The organism is Bacteroidales bacterium (assembly GCA_013141385.1).
Classification (GTDB): domain Bacteria; phylum Bacteroidota; class Bacteroidia; order Bacteroidales; family Tenuifilaceae; genus UBA8529.
Genome location: JABFRB010000021.1, coordinates 84,178 through 108,244 on the forward strand (window position 1 = coordinate 84,178; position 24,067 = coordinate 108,244).

General features: G+C 37.6%; 15 protein-coding genes and 2 tRNA genes. 11 read left to right on the plus strand and 6 right to left on the minus strand.

What is annotated here, in order from left to right; translation table 11 throughout:
* The first annotated feature begins 97 nt into the window (after positions 1–97).
* From HOO91_13275 to HOO91_13285, 3 genes are all read left to right on the plus strand, one after another.
* Positions 98–1,228 carry a Fic family protein gene (locus HOO91_13275; protein ID NOU18522.1) on the plus strand — a complete coding sequence of 377 codons (1,131 nt, stop codon included), beginning with the start codon at positions 98–100 and terminating at the stop codon, positions 1,226–1,228.
* A gap of 327 nt (positions 1,229–1,555) precedes the next feature.
* Positions 1,556–1,756: a hypothetical protein gene (locus HOO91_13280; protein NOU18523.1), complete on the plus strand. Its 201-nt coding sequence runs from the start codon at positions 1,556–1,558 to the stop codon at positions 1,754–1,756.
* Between the two features lie 283 nt (positions 1,757–2,039).
* Positions 2,040–2,792 (plus strand): DUF1828 domain-containing protein, encoded by a 753-nt coding sequence (locus HOO91_13285; GenBank protein ID NOU18524.1) that lies wholly within the window; start codon positions 2,040–2,042, stop codon positions 2,790–2,792.
* A gap of 85 nt (positions 2,793–2,877) precedes the next feature.
* Here HOO91_13285 and HOO91_13290 read toward each other — a convergent pair.
* The 5 genes from HOO91_13290 to HOO91_13310 form a co-directional block, all read right to left on the minus strand.
* Positions 2,878–2,950 (minus strand) — tRNA-Gln (locus HOO91_13290).
* 126 nt (positions 2,951–3,076) lie between these two features.
* Complete coding sequence (locus HOO91_13295) at positions 3,077–4,771, minus strand: glutamine--tRNA ligase/YqeY domain fusion protein (GenBank protein NOU18525.1); 1,695 nt, start codon at positions 4,769–4,771, stop codon at positions 3,077–3,079.
* A 225-nt stretch (positions 4,772–4,996) separates the two neighbouring features.
* Complete coding sequence (locus HOO91_13300; protein NOU18526.1) at positions 4,997–6,319, minus strand: hypothetical protein; 1,323 nt, start codon at positions 6,317–6,319, stop codon at positions 4,997–4,999.
* Positions 6,294–6,818 carry a hypothetical protein gene (locus HOO91_13305; GenBank protein ID NOU18527.1) on the minus strand — a complete coding sequence of 175 codons (525 nt, stop codon included), beginning with the start codon at positions 6,816–6,818 and terminating at the stop codon, positions 6,294–6,296. The genes HOO91_13300 and HOO91_13305 overlap by 26 nt, the downstream gene beginning before the upstream one ends.
* Positions 6,819–6,820: 2 nt before the next feature.
* Entirely contained in the window at positions 6,821–7,324 is a 504-nt protein-coding gene (locus HOO91_13310; GenBank protein ID NOU18528.1) for an RNA polymerase sigma factor, read from the minus strand.
* A gap of 195 nt (positions 7,325–7,519) precedes the next feature.
* Here HOO91_13310 and folB point away from each other — a divergent pair, with 195 nt between their 5' ends.
* Both folB and HOO91_13320 read left to right on the plus strand, forming a co-directional pair.
* Positions 7,520–7,879: a dihydroneopterin aldolase gene (gene folB, locus HOO91_13315; GenBank protein NOU18529.1), complete on the plus strand. Its 360-nt coding sequence runs from the start codon at positions 7,520–7,522 to the stop codon at positions 7,877–7,879.
* 60 nt (positions 7,880–7,939) lie between these two features.
* Positions 7,940–8,010: transfer RNA gene (locus tag HOO91_13320), tRNA-Cys, on the plus strand.
* A 27-nt stretch (positions 8,011–8,037) separates the two neighbouring features.
* Here HOO91_13320 and HOO91_13325 read toward each other — a convergent pair.
* Positions 8,038–8,748 carry a phosphoadenylyl-sulfate reductase gene (locus HOO91_13325; GenBank protein NOU18530.1) on the minus strand — a complete coding sequence of 237 codons (711 nt, stop codon included), beginning with the start codon at positions 8,746–8,748 and terminating at the stop codon, positions 8,038–8,040.
* Positions 8,749–8,940: 192 nt separating this feature from the next.
* On the opposite strand from HOO91_13325, the gene HOO91_13330 reads away from it, so the two are divergent.
* The 6 genes from HOO91_13330 to HOO91_13355 all read left to right on the plus strand — a co-directional run bounded on the left by HOO91_13330 (position 8,941) and on the right by HOO91_13355 (position 24,063).
* The gene (locus tag HOO91_13330; GenBank protein NOU18531.1) at positions 8,941–9,453 is read left to right on the plus strand and encodes a T9SS type A sorting domain-containing protein; all 513 of its coding nucleotides are present in this window, start codon (positions 8,941–8,943) and stop codon (positions 9,451–9,453) included.
* Between the two features lie 254 nt (positions 9,454–9,707).
* Complete coding sequence (locus HOO91_13335) at positions 9,708–11,870, plus strand: tail fiber domain-containing protein (GenBank protein NOU18532.1); 2,163 nt, start codon at positions 9,708–9,710, stop codon at positions 11,868–11,870.
* A gap of 301 nt (positions 11,871–12,171) precedes the next feature.
* Entirely contained in the window at positions 12,172–14,283 is a 2,112-nt protein-coding gene (locus HOO91_13340; protein NOU18533.1) for a hypothetical protein, read from the plus strand.
* 191 nt (positions 14,284–14,474) lie between these two features.
* Positions 14,475–16,760: a tail fiber domain-containing protein gene (locus tag HOO91_13345; GenBank protein ID NOU18534.1), complete on the plus strand. Its 2,286-nt coding sequence runs from the start codon at positions 14,475–14,477 to the stop codon at positions 16,758–16,760.
* Positions 16,761–16,932: 172 nt separating this feature from the next.
* Positions 16,933–19,653, plus strand: a complete 2,721-nt coding sequence (locus HOO91_13350) for a hypothetical protein (protein ID NOU18535.1) — start codon at positions 16,933–16,935, stop codon at positions 19,651–19,653.
* Positions 19,654–20,040: 387 nt separating this feature from the next.
* Positions 20,041–24,063: a hypothetical protein gene (locus HOO91_13355; protein NOU18536.1), complete on the plus strand. Its 4,023-nt coding sequence runs from the start codon at positions 20,041–20,043 to the stop codon at positions 24,061–24,063.
* The last annotated feature ends 4 nt before the right edge of the window (positions 24,064–24,067 follow it).

Below are 24,067 nucleotides of genomic sequence, written 5' to 3' on the forward strand. Positions count from 1 at the left end.
GCAAACATTAATTTTTTGCTTTTTTAATGTTTGGTAGTGAAGTTTTAAGTACTTTTGATGTCAGAATTTAAACAAACATTAAATATCGGATTATTTGATGCCAGAAATATTATATCCTATCAACCCCGACAGAAATGTTCCTTGGAACGATCTTCCTCCATTGCCAATTAGAAAGGAACTCTACCAAACAATAGAAATATTGGAGAAACTTGGAGATGCAAAAGCAGCCTTGGCAAGGCTTCATGGTCGTAGCGTGGTGATTCCAAATCAGGGGTTATTAATTAATTCAATAAGTTTACAGGAAGCAAAGAGTTCAAGTGCTATTGAGAATATATTCACAACGGATGATGAGCTATACAAGGCATATAGCGATCAAAACAAAGAGCCAAACGGATCGTCCAAGGAAGTTCTAAGATACAGAGAAGCACTTTGGTCGGGTCACAACTATTTACAAAAAACCAAAAAGTTTGATCAAAACTACTTTATTCAGGTATTTCATGAAATAAAGCAAACAACTGATGGCATTCGTCCTGATTTTTCGAATACAACTATAAAGCAGAGTGGCTCTGGCTCAAAAGCAGGACAAGTTATCTATACTCCGCCAAGAGGTTTGCCCATAATTCAGGATAAATTAGACAACTTAATAACGTTCCTAAATGACGATGAGCAATATAAATTGGATCATTTACTAAAAATGGCTATTGCTCATTTTCAGTTTGAGGCCATTCACCCATTCCGTGATGGAAATGGCAGAACAGGACGTATATTCAACATCCACTATTTAACAAATAAAGGATTACTGGATGTTCCGATACTATTCCTTAGTAGATACATTTTGGACCACAAGGATGATTATTACTCTGGGTTAATGGGTGTATCGCAAAGAGGTAATTGGAAGGATTGGTTACTATTTATGCTAAGAGCCATTGAAAATACCTCAAATATGACCTTCCACAAAATCAACGATATTGTTTCTACCAAAGATTCAATTCTGGAATACGTAAAAAAAGATGATAGAAAATTTCGAAACCCCGAAAGTTTAGTAGAATTCTTATTTACTCAACCTTTTACCAAAGTAAAACACCTTGTTAATGCAGGAATTTATGCCGAAAACACTGCAAAAGATTATCTAAATAAATTGTGTGATATGCAAGTGCTTGAAAAAAGAGAAATTGACGGTCATCACTACTATTTAAACCTTGAGTTGTATCGTATTCTTTCTGAGTAACGATTAAGTTTGGTTAAAATCTGAAAAAATCACAAATTTTAGGCGGATTAGAAATTCATTTAAAAGCAAAGAACCTGATCACAAATCCGACTCAACAAGTAAACCGCAGAAATATTCACACCACAACTATCTCAAAAAAGATACGAGCCCTGTTTGGTAATCTGTAGAATTAAACCTACATTTATATAGTATGACTTTATCATACAATAAGTCCCAAAATGGATGAATACAGACAATTTGGATAAAATAGTTGAAACACATTCCAATAATATTCTGCGAAATTTATTACAATTGTTATCTTTGTTTTAATAATTTAAAAATAAAAGTTTGTATACTGATAGTTTCATACAAGAATTGTTGGCTTGTGAAAAACAAATAATTGATCCACCTTCAAAAGATTTTAAAGAAGATAGGGGACAATTGAAAAAGATTTTTACACTTCAATCTATTGATGGAAAGTATGCATTTAATGCTTTTATAAGAGGGAATACGCATTTCAAGGAAAATTTCTCAATTGGATTAGATTAAAATCCAAGAGAAGAGAAAGGCACTATTTGTTTGTTGCGCTGTAATGGTGCTCATGGTGAAAATATTATGTATCCGCATCATTCATATTTTCACATTCATAGAGCAAATGCTTACTCAATTAATAGTGGATTGAAACCTGAAAGTAATATTCAAAAAACAGATGATTATGCTTCTCTTGAAGATGCTATACAATATTTTATTAAATACATAAATATTTGTATTACTGACAGGCGAAAGCATTTCCCCGCTCCCAATACTCAAACAAAGCTAGATTTATTTAGTCATGAATGATATTTTAGATTATATAAGAGGAAGTTTTAATAACAGAATAAATATCCGAGAGAAAAGACCTGGTGTTTATCAACTTATTTTACCCCTTTATCATGAGGATGGTGATATGGTTGATATTTTTATTGAAGAGAAAAACGGTGATTTGGTTTTAAGTGATTATGGAATGACATTGATGAGATTGTCATACTCATATGAAATTGACACACCTAATAAAGAATCAATATTTCAACGTATATTATCAGAAAATAGATTAGAAGAAGAAAATGGAAATATTAAATATCATTCTAAGAAAGAAACGATTTATTCTGATATAATGCATGTCACTCAAACATACATGAAGATTGGTAGCATGAGATTTTTCAAAAGAGAAGTAATCGAAAGTCTATTTTATGATCTTCTGAATGAAACCATAACAAAGGAACTTATAGATTTTAAACCGAAAGCGAATGTGTTACCAATCCCTGAAAGAGATGATCTTGAGGTTGACTATGAATTTAGGCCAAATGGACATCCCATATATTTATTCGGGGTAAAAGATGCTGCCAAAGCAAGATTAGCGACTATAAGTTGTCTTGAATACCAAAAAGCTAACTTAAATTTTAGAAGTTTCATTGTACATGATGATTTTGAAAAACTTTCAAGAAAAGATAGGTCTAGGTTAACAAATGCCTGCGATAAGCAATTTACTTCATTAGATGATTTTAAAATAAATGCTAAATCATTTTTAGAGCGAGAGAAAAGGTAAAATTAATTACTTATTCGTCACCTCCTATTTGTAATAATTATAACCTTTATAAAAGCAAAAAGCCGCATTAATTGCGGCTTCTTTGTTGTCCTGCCAGGGGTCGAACCTGGACTCTTCTGATCCAGAATCAGACGTGTTGCCAATTACACTACAGGACAATTTTCAGGCTGCAAATATAGTTTAAGTGTTTGGAATATTCCAAACGTTTTGCTACAAAAATGACAAGTTATAAGCAGCTGGCGACAATTTTACTATTAGCTAGCAGCTTACAACTGTTAACTAATTTATTGTCCTGAGATTTTAGCCCAAGTATCCTTTAATGTAGTGGTACGATTAAACACCAACTTACCCGGTTTTGAATCGTAATCAACGCTAAAATATCCCATCCGCTCAAATTGGAACTTATCAAGCGATTTAGCCTCAGCAAGTGCAGGTTCTAAATACGCTTCAATCACTTTTAAAGAATCGGGATTAAGGGATGATTTCCAATCCTCGCCCTCAGCAACATCATCGGGGTTGGCTTTGGTAAATAAGCGATCGAACAAACGAACCTCAGTTTTGATAGCCTGTTGAGCCGATACCCAGTGAATTGTTCCCTGTACCTTTCTGCCATCAGGAGAATTTCCTCCCTTTGATGCAGGATCAATTGTACAGCGTAGCTCAGTGATATTACCAGCAGAATCTTTAATCACCTCATTACACCTCATAAAATAAGCGTAACGTAACCGAACCTCTTGCCCAGGTGCAAGGCGGAAGAATTTCTTTGGAGGGTTTTCCATAAAATCTTCCTGCTCAATATATAACTCCTTTGAGAATGGCACTAGCCTCTTGCCTGCCGATTCATCTTCGGGATTATTTACGGCCTCCAGCTGCTCTACTTGCCCATCGGGGTAGTTGGTAATAACCACTTTAAGTGGGTTTAGAACTGCCATGCGGCGTGGCGCACGTCTATTCAAATCTTCTCTCAAACAAAATTCTAGTAAGGATAGGTCAATTACATTATCGCGCTTTGCGATACCCACTTTTTCGGTGAAAAATCTGATTGATTCAGGAGTATACCCACGACGACGTAATCCACAGATAGTTGGCATGCGAGGATCGTCCCAGCCCATTACCACTTTTTCTTGAACGAGTTGGAGTAGTTTGCGCTTGCTCATCATGGTATATGTCATGTTCAACCGTGCAAACTCGTATTGGTGCGATGGGAATATCTCAAGTTTCTCAATAAACCAGTCGTAAAGCGGACGGTGTACATCAAACTCAAGGGTGCAAATTGAGTGTGTTATCTTTTCAATTGAATCGCTCTGCCCATGGGCATAGTCGTACATTGGGTAGATACACCATTTATCCCCAGTGCGATGATGTTCGGTGTGGATTATCCTATATAGAATTGGATCGCGCAGCAACATGTTGGGATGTGCCATGTCGACTTTTGCACGTAGCACCTTTTCGCCATCCTTAAATTCACCATTGCGCATGCGCTTGAAGAGATCAACATTCTCATCAACAGAGCGATTTCTCCAAGGGCTATCTTTACCTGCTTGGTTTATTGTTCCTCGTGTTATGCGAATCTCCTCTTGGGTTTGATCATCAACGTAGGCAAGCCCTTTTTTTATTAAAACAATTGCCCATTCGTAGAGCTGTTCAAAATAATCGGACGCGTAGTATTCTCCCGCCCAGTCGAATCCTAACCAATGAACATCTTCTTTAATAGAATCAACGTATTCAACATCCTCTTTGGTTGGGTTGGTATCATCAAATCTGAGATTTGTTTTGCCACCGTAACGCTGGGCAAGACCAAAATTTAAGCAAATGGATTTGGCATGACCAATGTGTAAGTACCCATTGGGTTCTGGAGGGAAACGGGTAAGCACTCTACCTGAGTGTTTTCCTGTTCGAATATCCTCTTCAATAATCTCCTCAAGAAAGTTTTTTGATTTCTCCTCCAAACTTTCATTTCTTAAATTTTCACTTGACATCTGCAAAATTTTAGTTCTTAAAAATATAGAATGGCAAAATTAGAATTTTTTGGCGATATGTGTATATTAAGATTGGGGAGTAATTTGAAAACACTGTTTTTAAAAGATGCTGAAATGAGTTCTAAAATTAAAGCTAATTCTGGTTGCTGAGTGATATGTGAAAAAACCTGCTACTTTACTGTTTCCAAGTAGCAGGTATTCCGAAATCCTAACCTAATCAATGATTTATTGTATTGTAAAACTAAGATCGTATGATGTAAAGCTGATTTCGCATTTAGCATTCGAATCAGTAGTGCCCTCAAATTTCGTTATTTCATTGTTTTCAATAAGGGTTGTTGGTTTTTTCAAAAAACGTTCCTTGGGAAAGGTTATATCACCATAAGTGTTCTCGAATGATAAACTATAGTTAAGGGTTGGATCAATAGTCATACTTACCGAGCCATACTTGAAATCTCCTTTAAAACTTAAGAAATTGGCACCAAGTTTACTGATCTTAAATTCGGAATCGTAGGTATTGGGAAGATTAATTGAAGATTGAACAACACCAATATTCACCTTATTATACTTAGATTCTTTGCTTGAAAAATCGCTAACCTCTTTTAAGTCGTAAGTATCATTATAGCTCGTTTCGATAGCGAATGTAGCAACCTTATTCGCAGTGAATCCTGTGTACTTTGAATTATATTCAATTTTTGTAAAATCCTCTAGTTCAATACTACAATCGTAAAGATCAAATTTTCCGAGATTTGAATTTCCTTTCGCTTTCAGCGTTGTATACTTAGCACTCATATCAATACCATTAAGATTATCGATACTAAACTCATCATTATAGGATTCCAACGCTAACAGAGTAATTGCCTTGCTTGTGAGTTTTGAATACTTCGAATTAATTATCACCTTTTTAAGCTCATCGGTAAAAATCTTACAATCATAAATATCAAACTTAACATTCTGCCCTTTGCCAATATGAATGGTTGAGTATTTTGCATCAAAGTTGCTATTATCTCCAAAATCACCCATCTCGATATTTGCATTATATAGTTCAAAATTGAGTTTGCCTAGTAAATTTGGGGCTTTAACATTATTGTATTTGCTAAGAAGCTTAAAGGCAATACTTTCGGGAATCCAAATTGTATAGTTTGATTTAATTGATGATACAGAAGCCCACTCGCCATTCGAAAGTTTTGTTTTTTTGTAGAATCCCATGATTTGGATTGCGCCCTCACTAAAAACTGTATTGATTCCTATTTTTCCTGCCTCTTGAGTAACCTCAGGATTTTTAAAAACATTGAGAATCTTATCAATATCCTCCTTACCTCCACCTGAAATTAAAATCTCGCCGGCGAGTTTAATCTCGTTACTGCTCCATGTGTTTATTTGAAGATCGGAGTCGTACATGTTAAGTTCAAGTATATCGGATTGAGATACTTTAAAGGTTTTCTCAAATTTATCCTTAATCTCATCGCTATTTGCGAATGAATAATTTGCAAAGCAAAGTACGAATGCGAATAGTATGAGAATTCTAAATATTGATTTTACGTTGTCCATGATCTTTACTTTTTTCAATTTCGTTTAACATTCGCTCTAAGAGCATTATCTTTTTTTGGTATAAATCCATCAACGAGTTCACTAATTTTGGATTTGGTCCATTCTGCTTTAAATCTTTTGAGTAGTAGTTAATTAAATCGTTGATATACTGAATCTCCCTGCTCCCCGTTACAACTTGACTTGCATCGTAGGATGATTGCTTTATCAACTTAGAATAGGCTTCAATTTGACCTGTTAGCTGAATCTCTTGGTTGGCAAGGGATGGGTTAATATTTGCAAATAATAACGTTTGCTTATCACTCTTATTAAAGAAATAGACGAAAGTGAACGTTAGTATTAGTAGAACAGAAGCGGCAGCAACAATTCTAAATAGCAAAATATGCTTGCTTTTTTTACCAACATTTAACTCCTGCGAAATGCCTTTCCATAGATATTCCTCGTCAGGTTTCTCCACATCTAAGCTATTTCGATTCTCCCTTATGTACGATTCTAAATTCATGCCTAAACTTTTAATTCTCTTGATTTGCTCACAAATTCATCGCCTTTAAGCTTTTCTTGAAGAAGTTTCCTTGCCCGTTGGTACTGCGATTTAGAGGTTGACTCCGAAATACCAAGCATCTCGGCAATCTCTTTATGCATGTAACCTTCTAACAAGTAGAGGTTTAAAATCACTCTGGCTTTCTCTGGTAAAGATTTAATTGCCTCGTGAATAGCCTCTGGTGTAACTTCGGGGATTTCTTCATCATCGGTTTCCTCATACGCTATGTGTAAATTGTCTAAATTGGTAAAAGCCTGCTTTTTTTGCCTTAAATGGTTTAGCGATTTGTTTATTACAATCCGTTTTAACCATATACCAAATGACGATTCTCCCTTATAAAAATCCAAACTCTTAAATGCGCTAACAAACGATTCCTGAAGAATATCCTCAGCATCGTACTGATTAACCACAATTCGAACACAGGTGTTGTACATTGCTTGCACGTGCGATTTATATAGCCTGTACATTGCCTGCTGATCGCCTTGTCGCGCTCGTTCAATCAGCCTTTTATTGATATCAATTGTTTCGATGTCCAAATCCTGTTTTATACTATAAGAGACACAAGTAAATGAAAAAGACGGAATATTTCTATACTTTTATTTTTATTTGAAAAACTTTGGGCAAATTCGTACCCTAATTTATTTCTTAAAAATCGATTATTTATGGCAATCATCGAAATAGAGAATGTTGAGTTCCACGCTAACCACGGGCACTTCGCAGAGGAGCAAGTAATTGGTAATATTTTTTTAGTTGACCTAAGAATAGAATACAATTCCATTAAAGCCCAAGAAAGTGATAATTTAAAGGATACTGTAAACTATCAAAAAGCCTTTGAAATAGTTAAAAGGGAGATGGCTATAAAATCACATTTGCTAGAACATGTTGGCAATAGAATACTCGAATCTCTTACTAATGAACTAGTTGGCATTGAAATTGCAACAGTAAAAATATCAAAGGTAAATCCTCCTATGGGTGGCAAAATAGAAAAGGTTAGTATTACTCTTAGTAAAGTGGTAAAATAAAAGTGATAGGGTTTGCTAGAAAGATTTTTTTAGTATCTTTGCTTCCCAATTGCCTAAAACGGTATCGTGGCCGAGTGGCTAGGCAGCGGTCTGCAAAACCGCGTACAGCGGTTCGACTCCGCTCGATACCTCAAAAAGCCCCAGTTTTGGGGCTTTTGTTATTTTTCACGTTTATGTAATCCGCATTCTTTGCTATCCGCATTCTCCCACCACCATCTTCCGGCTCTTATATCTTCACCAGGAAAGATTTCGCGCGTGCATGGCTGACAGCCAATACTAGGATAACCTCTATCGTGAAGAGTATTATATGGTACACTATTCTCCTTGATATAATCCCACACCTGCTTTTCTGTCCAGTCTATAAGTGGATTTAACTTAATCATGCCGTTGGCATCGTCCCATTCAACCATTTGTGCCTCCGATCGAGTAATAGACTGATCCTTGCGGAGCCCGCAAATCCAGATTTCAGCACCGTTAAAGGCTCTTTTTAGAGGTACTATCTTTCGGATATTACAGCACTCTTTTCTGTTTTCGGTGCTGTGATAAAAAAGATTGATCCCTTTTTGAGCCACCATCGCCTCTACCTGCTCGCTGTTTGGGGAATACACCTCCATTTTAATCTTATACCTTAAACAGGTTTTCTCAATTAACTCGTAGGTTTCATAAAAAAGACGTCCAGTGTCAAGTGTAAATATTCTCGTTTGGGAAGCAATCTTCACAACCATATCGGTAAGCACCTGATCCTCTGCCCCAAGACTTGACGATAAAACAATTCTACCTTTAAACTCGTATAAAAACCACCTAAGAATTTCATCATTGGTTTTACCCTTGAGTTTTAGAATTAATTCATTAAAAACATTTTTATCCATGGTACAATTTATGTAAGTATAATCAGCAAAAATATCAGCTTTCGAAATTAAACAATAAATTAATATTTGTGTTCTATCAAAAACATTGGCATTTTATTCATAAAAATCATAACTTTCGCTTTGCAATTTTGTTTTATAGTTTAAATTTGAGTTTTAGTAATTAATTTTGTGTTCTTATAAAACAATGAAATTATGAAAAAGATTTTTACACTAATATTAAGTTTAGCCTTTGCGCAAGCATTTGGGCAGACCCCTGCAATTGTTATGCAGGTAGTTTCTTCATCTGGTGGTTACTATAAAGATGTAGCATCAGGGTTAAATATTAGTTGGACCATTGGGGAACCAGTAATCGAAACTATTAAAAATACTGATGGATCTGTTGTCCTAACTCAAGGCTTCCAGCAAGGTAATCTTTTTACTACCGATGTCCCTAATACCGATTTACCTTCACTCAATTTTAGGATGTACCCTAACCCAACTATTAATAAAGTTTGGTTTGAGGTAAACAATCAAAAGGCAAAAGGTGATTTTTTGGTTGAGGTGTATGATATTACTGGCCGAAAAATGATTACTCAAAATCTTGGTCAATTCGAAGATCAAGCAATAAAGGAATTGTCGGTTGCATCTTTAAGGTCAGGAATTTACCTTGTTAAGGTTAGAATTGGTAATTACAATAGCGATGTAATTAAACTTATTAAAGAATAATCCATAACCTTAATCTTCTTTTTAAGGCAGATAAATGTTAATCATTTATCTGCTTTTGGTTTTTGTAATTTTTTTTAAACTCTCTAACCCTATTTATTCCGACTTTACCAGATTCACTTATTCCTGTGAGTTTGTTCCAAATTATAAATTGAGGTTAGAAACTGAATTTGAATTTTACTATGAAACATAATTTAGGTAATTTTTGTTTTATGGCTACCTGTTTTTATTTCGTCACCCAACTAAACCTAATCACTATGAAAGTAACTAATACCTTTTTTAAACCAATTATCTTTATTTTTTTACTTTTTACCCAAATTATTGGGTATTCACAAGTACCACATGGGTTTAATTACCAAGCTGTTATTCGCGATGGTAACGGAACACCTATTGCTAATAAAGTGATAGGGTTGAGGATTTCTCTCCAAGACGCAGCATCAAAAGTACTGTACGCTGAAACACAATCGCCCTTGACCAACACTAATGGTGTTATTTCAATAACCATCGGTTCCGGAACTCAGATTAGTGATAGTTCATTTACTAGTATCCCATGGAAAACAGGAGAAATTCTTGTTAAAATTGAGATAGACCCGGCTGGTGGTACTACTTATGTCCAAATGGGTAGTCCAACCAAATTACAAGCCGTCCCCTACGCATATTATGCAGAAAATGTTAAAGAAATTACAAGCCAACCAAATGCACTTAACGATGATCCTATCTTCGAGGTTAAGAATAAGAGCGGGCAGGTGGTATTCGGCGTGTATCAGGAAGGTGTTCGGGTTTATGTGGCTGATACTCAAATCAAAGGAGCTAAGGGAGGATTCGCTGTAGGCGGGCTATCCAATCAGGCTAAAGCAGGACAGCAGGAGTACTTCCGTATTACCCCCGATAGTGCAAGAATTTGGGTTAAGGAGGTGCCATCAATTAAGGGCGCAAAAGGAGGGTTTGCTGTGGGTGGTTTATCCAATCAGGCAAAAACAATAAGATCTCGAAATTTAATGCTAATTGCAACTGATAGTGCACGTATTTGGGTAAACGATGCAGTAAAAGGTGCAAAGGGTGGGTTTGCTGTGGGTGGTTTATCCAATCAGGCAAAAGGCTCATCATCGAGGTTTCTAAGTTTAACCCCACAAAATTCATTTATAGGACAAGATGCCGGTAAATCTATTACAACCGGTTTATACAACTCTTTTATTGGTTACCAAGCTGGGTTATCGAATACTGCGGGTAGAAGTAATATTTTTATAGGATATCAGTCAGGCTATAGTAATATTGGTGATGTGTTTGGGAGTTATGGTCACCTCAATATTTTTGTTGGAAATCAAAGTGGTTACTCAAATACTACTGGTCTCGGGAATATTTTCTTAGGAGAAAAAAGTGGCTACCAAAACACCGAAGGTTCAAGGGATGTATTTATTGGTGTGCAAAGCGGACAGGCCAACCTAACGGGTCTATACAATGTCTTTATAGGTTATCAAAGCGGTTGTTTTAACACCACAGGTTCACGAAACGTTCTTTTAGGGAATGCTGCTGGTTTTCATAATACTACAGGACAATCGAATATAATGATTGGAGATGGGGCTGGCTGGAATAATGCTAACGGTAGTAATAATATTTTTCTGGGGGGAAACACTGGAGCAAATAATACAACGGGAAACAGCAATGTGTTTTTAGGTGTTGAGTCGGGATATAATAACATTGGAGGATATAGCAATACTTTTATAGGGCAATCAAGCGGTACTTCTAATACCGAAGGATTTTCGAATATCTATATTGGTGCTCATAGTGCCGAAAGAACGGCTACTGGTACTAATAATGTTATTCTTGGTTCTTATGCAGGTAGCTATTACGCCATAGGTAATACTAACGTAATGATAGGTTCAAATGCAGGTCTATATAATAAAGGGAACAATAATGTTTTTATTGGTTCAAATGCGGGATATTTAGAGGCGGGAAGCAATAAACTTTATATTACAAATACCTCAGATTCAACACCATTAATTTTTGGTGATTTTAGTAAGGATTCTCTGGCGATTAATGGAAAACTATGTGTTTATGGATTCTCTGGCGGTACAACTGGCTGGAACTCCCTAAGCGATGCAACTCTTAAAACAAATATTGCTACACTTTCAAATTCACTAGAATCGGTTCTTCAACTTCGAGGGGTAAAGTATGAATGGAAGGATAAATCTACCTTCGATAGTCGACAACATATCGGATTTATTGCCCAAGAAGTTAATGAAATCGTCCCCGAAGTTGTTAGTCAGATCAATGGTAAATTCGCTATAGATTATGCGCCCTTAACAGCAATACTAGTTGAAGCCATCAAAGAGCAGCAGCAACAAATTGAAAAGCAAAAAAGTGAATTGGATTACCTTAAAGCCAAAATTTTAGAAATTGAGGCAATGCTCAAGAAGTAAAAAAGGCTTCTTTATTTTACTCTTTAATATGAAACTAAAAAAGGATAAAGTCAGTAAGATTCAGAAGTTGAGTTGCACTTTTTCTGGTTTTGTTGTGCTTTAATCCCATTAGCATTGGATCTATGGGTGACAAGGATATGTGTAAGAACGTATTAATTCTTTTTCAAAGTACTGTCTATTTATAGATAAACAAGGGAAAAAGCATTTTTGCATAATTTATTTTGATTCTATGAAATTTTTGTAATTTGTAATGTTTTTTGCAACCACCTATTTAGCAAAATGTCTCACTAAATTAAAGACTATGAAATTTCGAATTTTACAATTTATCATTCTCCCTTTTGCATTTTTATTTATTTGCCAAGTTGCAAACTCGCAGATTCCAAAAGGGTTCAGCTACCAAACTGTAATACGTAATTCCAGCGGACAGCCATTAGCTAGTCAAGATGTATCTATTCGTATAACGCTTACAAATGACACTGGAACCCCAGTTTATTACAGCGAAATACATTCGAAAACTACTACTCCTCAAGGAATTGTTAATTTAACAATTGGGGCAGGAGTTGCTCAAAATCAAGGAGATATTAATAATGTAGTGTGGAAAGATGGAAATATTTGGGTTAAAGTAGAGGTTGATAAAAAGGATGGTGCGGGATATATTTCTATGGGTTTGACCCAACTCCAATCTGTTCCTTACGCCCAATATGCTGTTGATGGTACATGGGTCTCAGCACATTCAGTAACCAGTAGCATTACGGCTGGTCCTGATGATCCAATCTTCGAGGTTAAGAATAAGGATGGGAATGTTGTATTTGGAGTATATCAAGGAGGTGTAAGGGTTTACGTTGAAGATGCTATTATCAAGGGAGCAAAAGGAGGGTTTGCTGTGGGCGGCCTCTCAAATCAAGCAAAAGCCTCAACCGAATACTTCCGTATTACCCCCGATAGTGCACGTATTTGGATAAAAGAAGTTCCTTCTATAAAAGGAGCAAAAGGAGGATTTGCTGTGGGTGGACTTTCAAATAAAAAAGTAACTAATAGTGATTATTTTAATGTCACTCCCGTTAGTACACCTCTCATAATTAATGATAATGCTCAACTATTATGGTACCCATTGAAAGAGGCATTTTTAGTTGGTCGAGTCCAAGTACTTGATCCTGCTGATGTAGGATTTAATTCCTTTTCTTCAGGTTACCACTCTAAAGCAAAAGGGGACTATTCACAGGCTATGGGATATAACACCATCGCATCCAATACTTATGCTACAGCCATAGGTGAATCATGTCTTGCTAGTGGACTTTATTCCTTCGCCTTTGGTTCGCAGGCTCAAGCTACTAATACAAATAACATAGCAATTGGCTATCAAACAGAATCTTCAGGAACTTCAGACTGTTATGCTTTTGGAAAACTAGCCAAAGTTTTATCGAATTCTTCCAACAGCTATGCTTTTGGAAATTCTGCACAGGTACTTTCTTATTCTACAAACAGCTATGCTTTAGGCAATACATCATTAGTTACGGGATCAACAGATTGTTACGCTTTTGGAACAAACTCATCAGTTTCAGGGGGTCTTAACAGCTATGCTATAGGAAGCAATTCAAAAGTTGCGTATGGTTCTAATACAGCCTGGGGAAGCTATGCTATTGGTGATCATGCAGAATGTTATGGTCAGCGTGCATATGCATTGGGCAGCCATGCCAGAGCTTTGAATAACGATGCTATAGCTTTTGGTACAAATACGAAATCAACAGCCTATGTCTCAATTGCCATTGGAGCAAACGGTTCTAATGCTGACACAACATACGCTACAGGGCAAGCTTCAATTGCAATGGGGTATGCTGCTAACTCTGGAGGACTAAGTTCTATTTCTTTAGGTACTCGAAGTATAGCAAGTTCCAATTATTCTGTAGCTATAGGTAATCAGGCTGAAGCCACAGCAATCAATGCTACGGCTATAGGTAATGGTGCTATTGCAAATACCAATAATAAAGTTCGGATTGGAAATACTGCCGTTTCTGTTATTGAAGGTCAAGTAGCCTTTACTTCTGCATCGGATATGCGATTGAAAAAGAATATCAAAGATTTAAACAGTGGCTTAGATTTTATACTGAAACTTCGTCCTGTTGAATTCCAGATGAAACAAGGTGACGATAAAATAAATTATGGTTTCATTGCTCAGGATATTGAAAAACTAATTGGTACTAATAATAGTATGCTGACCATTGGTGGTGATGCTGACCGTACCCTTGGTCTTCGATATACTGATTTTATTGCGCCTTTAGTAAAAGCATTACAGGAACAGCAGGCACAAATTGATGCTTTAAAAGCCGAAAATACTCAACTCAAAAACGACGCTAAAGAGATTCAAAACCTCAAGGCTGAACTTGAAGCAATCAAGAAAATGCTTAAAAAATAAAATGCAATTCACATTTTAATATAGTCCCATCAAAAACTTGATGGGGCTTTTTTGAAAAATCCCATAGATGCTTGCTGTCATTTTCATAGACTGAAATTTGATAAATAACCAATGTGTATTATAACATTTTAACAAATAGTTTGTTTTTTTATCTTAAACACTCGTTTAATTTTTATTAACCAAAAATCCTTATGAGAGTACATGTTTCTATTTATAGACTTATCTCTATTTTTTCGATACTCTTACTCCAAATTGCGGCATTCTCACAGGTTCCTCAGGGAATTTCCTACCAAGCGGTTATCCGCGATGGCAACGGAAAACCCATTGCCACTAAAAGTATTGGGGTTCGAATTACCCTTGAGAATGCTTCGGGTGTAGCCTACTACACCGAAACACAAACCCCTACCTCTAGCAGCGAAGGCGTTATTACCCTAAATATTGGGAGCGGAATAAAGGTAGGAGTTAATACTTTCTCGAGTATCCCCTGGATGAATGGTGATGTATACATCAAACTTGAAATTGATCCTGCAGGGGGTAATGCTTATACCTCTATGGGTAACCATACTCAATTACAATCAGTTCCATATGCTTTATATGCAGAGAACGCAAAGGAGATAGTCAGCGCACCCACCGCTCTTGACGATGATCCTATTTTCGAGGTGAAAAATAAGAGTGGTCAGGTAGTGTTCGGCGTATACCAAGGAGGTGTACGGGTTTACGTAGAGGATGCTCAGATCAAAGGGGCTAAAGGGGGATTCGCTGTTGGTGGACTTTCAAATCAAGCAAAGGCAGGACAGGCAGAATATTTCCGTATTACCCCAGATAGTGCTCGTGTATGGGTTAAAGAAGTTCCAACGGTTAAAGGAGCCAAGGGGGGATTCGCTGTTGGTGGACTTTCAAATCAGGCTAAAGCGGTTGTCTCCAGAAATATGATGTTCGTTGCACCAGATAGCGCAAGAATCTATGTAAACCAAACTGTAGCAAAAGGTGCTAAGGGAGGATTTGCCATTGGCGGGCTATCAAATCAAGCTAAGGGTTCAGCGGATCAATTCCTCCGACTTACTTTGGATAACTACCTCATCGGGCATCAAGCGGGAAAGAACTTAACTACAGGACTTTATAATTCGTTCATGGGCTACCAGAGCGGACAGGCAACAACAATAGGTTCCAGCAACGTGTTTCTAGGCTTTCAAAGTGGCTATACCAATACAACTGGAACTAGTAATGTGTTTATTGGCTATCTAGCCGGTTATAACAATAATGCTAGCTACAATTCTTTCATCGGTTATCAAGCAGGTAAAGCCAATACCACTGGGTTATACAACGCATTTATAGGTTACAATGCAGGGCAATCCAATACCATAGGATCTAGTAACGTGTTTATAGGAAACCAGAGCGGTACTAACAGTACGAATGGTTCTAGCAACGTCTTTATTGGCGATAGCGTAGGGACAGCTAATACATCAGGGGACAAAAATGTATTTCTAGGGAATTTTGCTGGTAAAAACAATATTTTTGGAGCAGATAACATATATATCGGCTTTAAGTCAGGCTATTTAGGGCAATATGGAGGACAAAATATTTGCATTGGAGATTATTCCGGATATAATAATACAACCAGTCAGAATTTATTTATTGGAGAATATGCTGGTGAAAAAAATACTTCCGGTGGCAGAAATTCTTTTGTTGGTTTCTTTGCCGGGCAGGATAATCAAACCGGGCAGCTAAATTCCTATTTTGGTCAGTTTGCTGGGATGAATAATACCCAAAGCTATAATACTTTTATTGGATACTGGGCCGGTGGAAGCAATGTTAACGGAGAAAAAGATACATACTTAGGTTGGCGAGCTGGTCAGGGAAGTAGCGGGTCAAATAACGTATTTTTGGGCTACCAAGCAGGAGAGGGAAACACCGGAGGAAGTAATGTGCTAATTGGTTACCAGGCAGGTTATTATTCAGGGAATAAGTCTAATGCCTTATACATCTCCAATTCTTCAACAACAACCCCGTTAATTGGTGGAGATTTTAGTGCAGCAAGGGTTGGTATCAACCGTATGCCAACTACCTATACTCTTGAAGTTGGTGGTACAATTTGGGCTAATGGTAGCACTATTTCTGCAGGTGCTTCTACATGGTCGGACTCCCGTTTTAAAACAAATATTGTAACAATAACAGGTGCTCTTTTTAATATTTGCAGTTTACGAGGCGTCACATACGATTGGGATAATAGAAAAAGTAGTACCCTTAATTTCCCAAAAGGAAAACAAATTGGTGTAATTGCTCAGGAGGTTGAAAAAATATTTCCAGAATTAGTTATCACTGGAGATGATGGATATAAATCTGTGGCATATGAAAAAATGTCAGCAATATTTATTGAGGCATTTAAAGAACAGCAATTACAAATCAAAAATCAACAAACTGAAATTGAAACACTTAAAAATGAAATAACTGCAATTAAAGCTTTACTAAAAAAGTAAATTAATAGAAATAACCATCAACCCTATTCGGTTTTTAAAACCTGATAGGGTTTTTTTATTGTGTTTGTTATCTATTTTGAAAAAAAAACGGACTTGAAAACAATTTAATAATATATTTGTTTTACATTAAACACTTGTTTAGCTTTTTTTAACCCTATAATCTTATTCTACTATGAGCGCAAATGGTACCATTTCCAGACTTATTGCCGTTTTCTTGGTATTATGTTTTCAAATGACAGCATTCTCTCAGGCACCTCAGGGAATTAATTACCAAGCTGTAATCCGCGATGCATCGGGCACTCTAATTGCCAACCATCAAGTTGGACTTAGAATTACATTACAGAATTCAACTCCGGTGGTCTACTTTACTGAGAATAAAACCCTGACTACAAATGGTCAAGGAATAATCAATCACATCATTGGAAGTGGAACCGTAACATTTGGCGTTTTCTCAAGTATTCCTTGGAGTTTAGGTGATATCTACATTAAGGTGGAAATTGACCCTGCAGGAGGAAATGTTTACTCTCAAATGGGCGAACCAACCAAATTTCAATCAGTTCCATACGCACTGTATGCTGCAAATAGTCAACAAGGGCCAGCCGGTATTGACGGCGTTTCAATTCAATGGCTAGGTACTTTTTCAACAGCACCAAGTTCTCCAACAAAAAACCAAGCATACTATAATTCTACTGATAAGAAGTCATACGTGTATGACGGCTTGTCGTGGTCAATTATCACTCAAGATGGGAGTCAGGGTTCTGCTGGACCACTTGTCTCAGGAATAGATGGGCAAACCCTTCGTAATAACGGCACAACTTGGGAGGCAAGCAGTTTGCTTTTTAGCGATAAAACCAATAGTAGAATTGGTATTAATACAGCTTTTCCTAGTACAACTTTGGATATCAACGGATCTTTGCATTTGGGTGGACATCTTTTCGATTCAGGAAATTCTTCGGGTTCTGCTGGAAATGTTTTGACTCAAACCTCTGGTGGTATAGCATGGCAAGTCCCTGCTGGCAATATCACTGGGACCGGAACTATCGGGAGTATGGCTCTTTGGAGCGGTACCTCTACATTGAGCAGCCTACCTAATCTCACATTCTCCAATAGTCTATCGGTCACCGGTATAGCAACCGTTAACCCCGATGACCCAATTTTTGAAGTTAAGAATAGCGCAGGAGAAGTATTATTTGGCGTTTACCAAGAAGGGGTAAGAATAAACATTAAGGATGGCGTTATCGCCAAAGGGGCAAAAGGTGGTTTCGCAGTAGGAGGGCTCTCCAACCAAGCAAAAGGCAATCCCGTGGAGTACATGAGAATAACACCCGACAGTGCTCGGATATGGGTAAAGGAGGTTCCTTCGGTAAAGGGTGCAAAGGGTGGTTTTGCAGTGGGTGGACTTTCGAACCAAGCAAAGACAACCGTTTCAAGCCAGTTAATCCAACTTACCCCTAATAACTATTTTATTGGTTACCTGAGCGGCAGCTCAATAACTTCAGGTTTGTACAATTCTGTGTTTGGTTATACTGCGGGCAAAGCATTGAGTTCCGGTAGTAAGAATACATTTTTAGGAAATCTGGCTGGTGTGAATACTACGACAGGTTACTCCAACGTCTTTCTTGGTAATTTAGCTGGTAGCTCAAATATTTCTGGTTTTCAAAATATTGTAATTGGAGAATCCTCCGGACTATTTAATAATGGTTCTAACAATATTCTTATTGGAACCGAAGCAGGCAAAGCATCCACCAATGCAAATAGTGTTGTATTTATTGGTAACGGTGCTGGTTCTAGTGATAATAGTGGCTTCCCAAATACCTTTATTGGAAATAAAGCGGGTTATCAAAATACAACTGGCGGTCAAAATGCTTTTATGGGTAATTACAGTGGCTATAGCAATACCACTGGCTATAGCAACGTATTTATCGGTAACATGTCAGCATATAGCAATATTGATGGAGCGCAGAATATAGTGATAGGGGAACAAGCGGGTTCGAGTAATGCACATGGTAATGGAAATGTTTTCATAGGATATAATTCAGCCCAAACAGGTACATCCGGCGGTGCGAATACTTTTCTGGGAAATTATTCTGGCGTCCAAAATACAGGTAGTTATAATACTTTCCTTGGAAATGGTACAGGAACTTTAAGTACTTCTGGAACAAACAATGTATTCATTGGATATATTTCAGGACAAAACAATGGCTCGGGGACTGGGAATATTTTTGTTGGAAGTAATTCTGCTACTAATATATCTGGTGGAAATAGTAATATCTTTTTAGGTGTTTACACAGCAGGAATGAAAACTGCGGGGAACGACAACCTCTTTCTGGGAAATTACACGGGTTTATATAATTATACGGGTAGTGGAAACGTATTTATAGGTAGCAATGCTGGTTACTATGAAAGTGGTTCAAATAAATTGTTTATTGATAATCAAGATAGGGGTAGTGAAGCATTGTCAAAAACTAATTCATTAGTTTATGGTGAATTTGATACAAAGATTGTTAGGATAAATAGCAAACTAGGGATTGGAACAGCTTCAAATCCTGTTGAAGCATTGGAAGTCACAGGTAATGCTAAAACATCCGGCACCTTAACGGCAGCTGGATCATTCGCATTGCCGATTACCACAATAGCCGCAAATACAATTCTTGATGCAACTCACTATACGGTTCTTGTAAATGCGAATTCCGTTACCATCACATTACCGGCAGCGAATACCTGTTCAGGAAGAATCTATATTATAAAGAAAATAATAGCAGCAGCGGGTACTGTGACAATTGATGGGAATGCAAGCGAAACTATTGATGGTGCTTTAACACAACCATTAACTGTCCAATACCAGAAAATGGTAATTCAATCTGATGGCTCAACCTGGTTTGTAATAAATTAAACCTATCTGCCTTAATTGAAAGATTCTTTATTGTATTACAAAACCATAAAATTTGCGATCCTTATTTTAATTAAAAAAGAGAGTGGAACTTATAAAAAAGTTGTGTTCTCTTTTTTATTTGACCCCTCCCGCCCTTTATCAAAAATAATCCTTATCACTTTACACCAATCTACCTATTCTACAATTTTCTCTTATCAAACTAAAAAATAATATTCTAAAAACATTTCAAAACCTAATTGAACTAAATTCAGTTAGTTTTTGTATTGTTTTTGCCCTAAATCCAGTGTTTCTTAATATTTTCTCTCTTTTAATCAAAAAGAGGAAACAAGTATAAACTTCTTTTTGTTATTGATATATCTTTCCAACCTACATAAAATTCATTTGAATATGAAAACGAATTGGATTGCCTGCAAAATTGTGCTTATTTTCTTTGCGCTTTGCATGCAAATAATAGGATTCTCACAGGTTCCACAAGGAATCTCTTACCAAGCAATTATCCGCGATGGCAGCGGAAAACCGATTGCAAGTAAAAGTATCGGAGTGCAGATTACTCTTGAGAATGCCTCGGGTGTGGCCTACTACACCGAAACGCAAACCCCTACCTCAAGCGGGGAGGGTGTTATCACCCTGAATATCGGAAGCGGAACTAAGGTGGGAGTTAATACATTTTCAAGCGTTCCATGGATGAATGGGGATGTATATATCAAACTTGAAATTGATCCTGCTGGTGGTAGCGTCTATACCCCAATGGGTAATCATACTCAATTACAGTCTGTTCCTTATGCTCTCTATGCAGAGAACGCTAAGGAGATAGTTAGTGCTCCCACTGCACTTGACAGTGATCCCATCTTTGAAGTTAAGAATAAGAACGGTCAGGTGGTGTTCGGCGTATACCAAGGAGGTGTGAGGGTGTACGTGGAAGATACGCAGATCAAAGGAGCAAAGGGAGGGTTCGCCGTGGGCGGGCTTTCAAATCAGGCTAAAGCGGGACAGGCAGAATATTTCCGTATTACACCCGATAGTGCCCGTGTATGGGTTAAAGAAGTCCCTACTGTTAAAGGAGCAAAGGGAGGATTCGCTGTTGGAGGACTTTCAAACCAAGCCAAGACGGTTGTCTCTAGGAATATGATGTTCGTTGCGCCAGATAGCGCAAGAATCTACGTTAACCAATCTATTGTTAAAGGGGCTAAGGGAGGATTTGCCGTTGGAGGACTTTCAAACCAAGCCAAGGGTTCAGGGGATCCGTTTCTACGACTCACTCCTGATAATTACTTTATTGGACATCAGGCTGGAAAAAGCATTACCACAGGACTCTATAACTCATTTATGGGCTATCAGAGCGGACAGGCAACTACAACAGGCTCTAGCGATGTGTTTTTAGGTTTCCAAAGCGGATTTAGTAATGCTGACGGTAAACGCAATACTTTTCTTGGTCATAAATCTGGATATATGAATACTAGCGGATTTAGCAATGTGTTCATTGGTGATAGTACAGGGTTCGGCAACTTAACTGGGCAGTTTAATGTTTTTGTAGGATCTAATACTGGTGTTATGAATACAACAGGTATCTACAATTCATTTATTGGATACCAAGCAGGGTTTAGCAACTCTGCTGGGGCAAATAACGTATTCTTAGGATACCAGACAGGGTATTCCAACCTTACAGGTATGAATAACGTTGCGGTAGGTAACCTCGCAGGGTTCTTAGGTACTACTGGTGCTAGCAATGTCTTCCTTGGTGACTCCGCAGGGTATGGAAATACCAACAGCTACAACGTTTTCCTAGGAAAAGGGAGCGGTAAGGCAAACACTGGTCTATACAACGCATTTATGGGCTATCAGGCTGGACTGATGAATACTAGCGGGGCAAGTAACGTATTTATTGGCAACCAAACGGGGAGAAATAATACAAATGGAAACTACAACACCTTTTTAGGCTATCAATCTGGGCACTCAAGCAACTCAAGTTACAATACCTTCTTGGGATATCAAACCGGGTACTCCAGTTCTGCAAACTATAACTCCTTTGTTGGGTATCAAGCTGGGTTAAGCAATACAACGGGTACCAACAATGTATTTCTTGGCTATCAAACAGGATACTCCAACTTGATAGGTACGAATAACGTTGCGGTAGGTAACCTCGCAGGGTTCTTAGGTACTACTGGTGCTAGCAATGTCTTCCTTGGTGACTCCGCAGGATATGGAAATACCAACAGCTATAACGTTTTCCTAGGAAAAGGGAGCGGTAAGGCAAACACTGGTCTATACAACGCATTTATGGGCTATCAGGCCGGGTTGATGAATACTAGCGGGGCAAGCAACGTGTTTATTGGCAACCAAACGGGGAGAAATAATACAACTGGAAACTACAACACCTTTTTGGGCTATCAATCTGGGTACTCAAGCAACTCAAGTTACAATACCTTCTTGGGATACCAAACCGGGTACTCCAGTTCTGCAAACTATAACTCCTTTGTTGGGTATCAAGCTGGGTTAAGTAATACAACGGGTACCAACAATGTATTTCTTGGTTATCAAACAGGATACTCCAACTTGATAGGTACGAATAACGTTGCGGTAGGTAATCTTGCTGGGTATCTAGGAGCTAATGGGGCAAGTAATGTTTTTATAGGCGACCTTGCTGGATATGGCAACACCAGTAGTTACAACGTGTTTATTGGAAAGGAAAGCGGGAAGATGAATACTGGGCAGTATAATGCATTTATGGGTTATCAAGCAGGGCTTAATAACACTAGTGGAACAAACAATGTGTTTATTGGAAATCAAACTGGTTTTAGCAATACAACCGGAGGTTATAACACTTTCTTAGGCTATCAAGCTGGTTTCAGTAATAATGCGAGTTTTAACTCTTTCATTGGTTATCAAACTGGAAAGGCTAATACTTCCGGTCAATATAATTCCTTTATTGGTTATAATGCAGGTCTCTCAAATTCAACTGGTGCAAACAATGTATTTATTGGAAATGAAAGCGGTAGAACCAACACTGTTGGTGCTAGCAATGTATACCTCGGTAATCTAGCGGGTTATACAAGCAACGCAGATAACAATGTTTTTATTGGTAACGAGAGCGGAAGGTATAATACTTCTGGTGCTGATAATGCATTTATGGGCTACTTTGCTGGACGTGCAAATACTACAGGATACAGTAACGTTTTTATAGGAAAATCGAGCGGAACAAGTAATACCACTGGCTATTCTAACCTTTTTATTGGCGATGAAAGTGGTTTTAGTACCACAACAGGTTTCTCAAACCTTTTCCTTGGCGAGAATTCAGGGTATAGTAACCAAACCGGGCAACACAACGTTTTTATTGGACGCTTTGCTGGTTATTCTGGAACAGCTCTTAAGAACAATATTTTTATTGGAGATAGCGCTGGATACTTATCAAATGCTGCATTTGCAACCAATAACGTATTTATTGGATATGCTGCAGGTAAGAAAACTCAGAGCTATAACAATATCTTTATTGGCAACCTAGCTGGTTGGAATAATGCAAGTGGGCAAAACAATATCGCAATTGGCGATAAAGCTGGTTATGCCAATACCACCAGCCAAAATATCTTTATTGGTACCGAAGCGGGTTTAGTAAATACAAGTGGGTATTTTAATATTATGATGGGACGTTTTGCTGGTCATAGCAATACCACTGGCTTTCAACAAATATTAATAGGAGGATCCGCAGGAGGTTCACTCACAACTGGTAGCGAAAACGTTATGATTGGAAATACTGCCGGATCAGTTAATGCTACTGGAGTAGGGAATGTATACTTAGGAACTGCTGCGGGATGGAGTAATACTGGATCCTACAACGTAATTATTGGTTATAAGGTTGGTTATGGAGCATTTCAAACGGTTTCCAACAGGCTTATAATTGATGGTGGAGCAGTTACAACACCTCTTGTTTGGGGCGAGTTTGATAATAGAAGAGTGGTTATTAATGGTGTGAATACTGATAATCCTTCAAACTATACCTTCTATGCTAACGGAACTGCTGGTGGTGATTTTGCATGGAATAACTTAAGCGACTTAAGATTAAAGAAAAATATCAATACAATATCGGATGCGTTAGGAAGAGTAATGCAACTCAGAGGTGTTAACTTTGAGTGGAAGGATCCAAATTCTCTGGAAAAAGGTGTAAGAATGGGCTTCATAGCGCAGGAAGCCGAAAAGGTTATCCCCGAAGTAGTGAATAAAGAGGGTGAATTCTACTCAATGCAATATGCTCCAATAACGGCACTTCTTGTTGAAGCATTAAAAGATCAACAGAAAATTATTGATGAGCAGAAAAAAACTATCGAGAATCTTTCTGCAAAACAATCAACTACGGATCAAAAACTTGAAACTCTTGAAAAAGAGCTTGAACAGATAAAACTTTTGTTGAAAAAGTAAATTT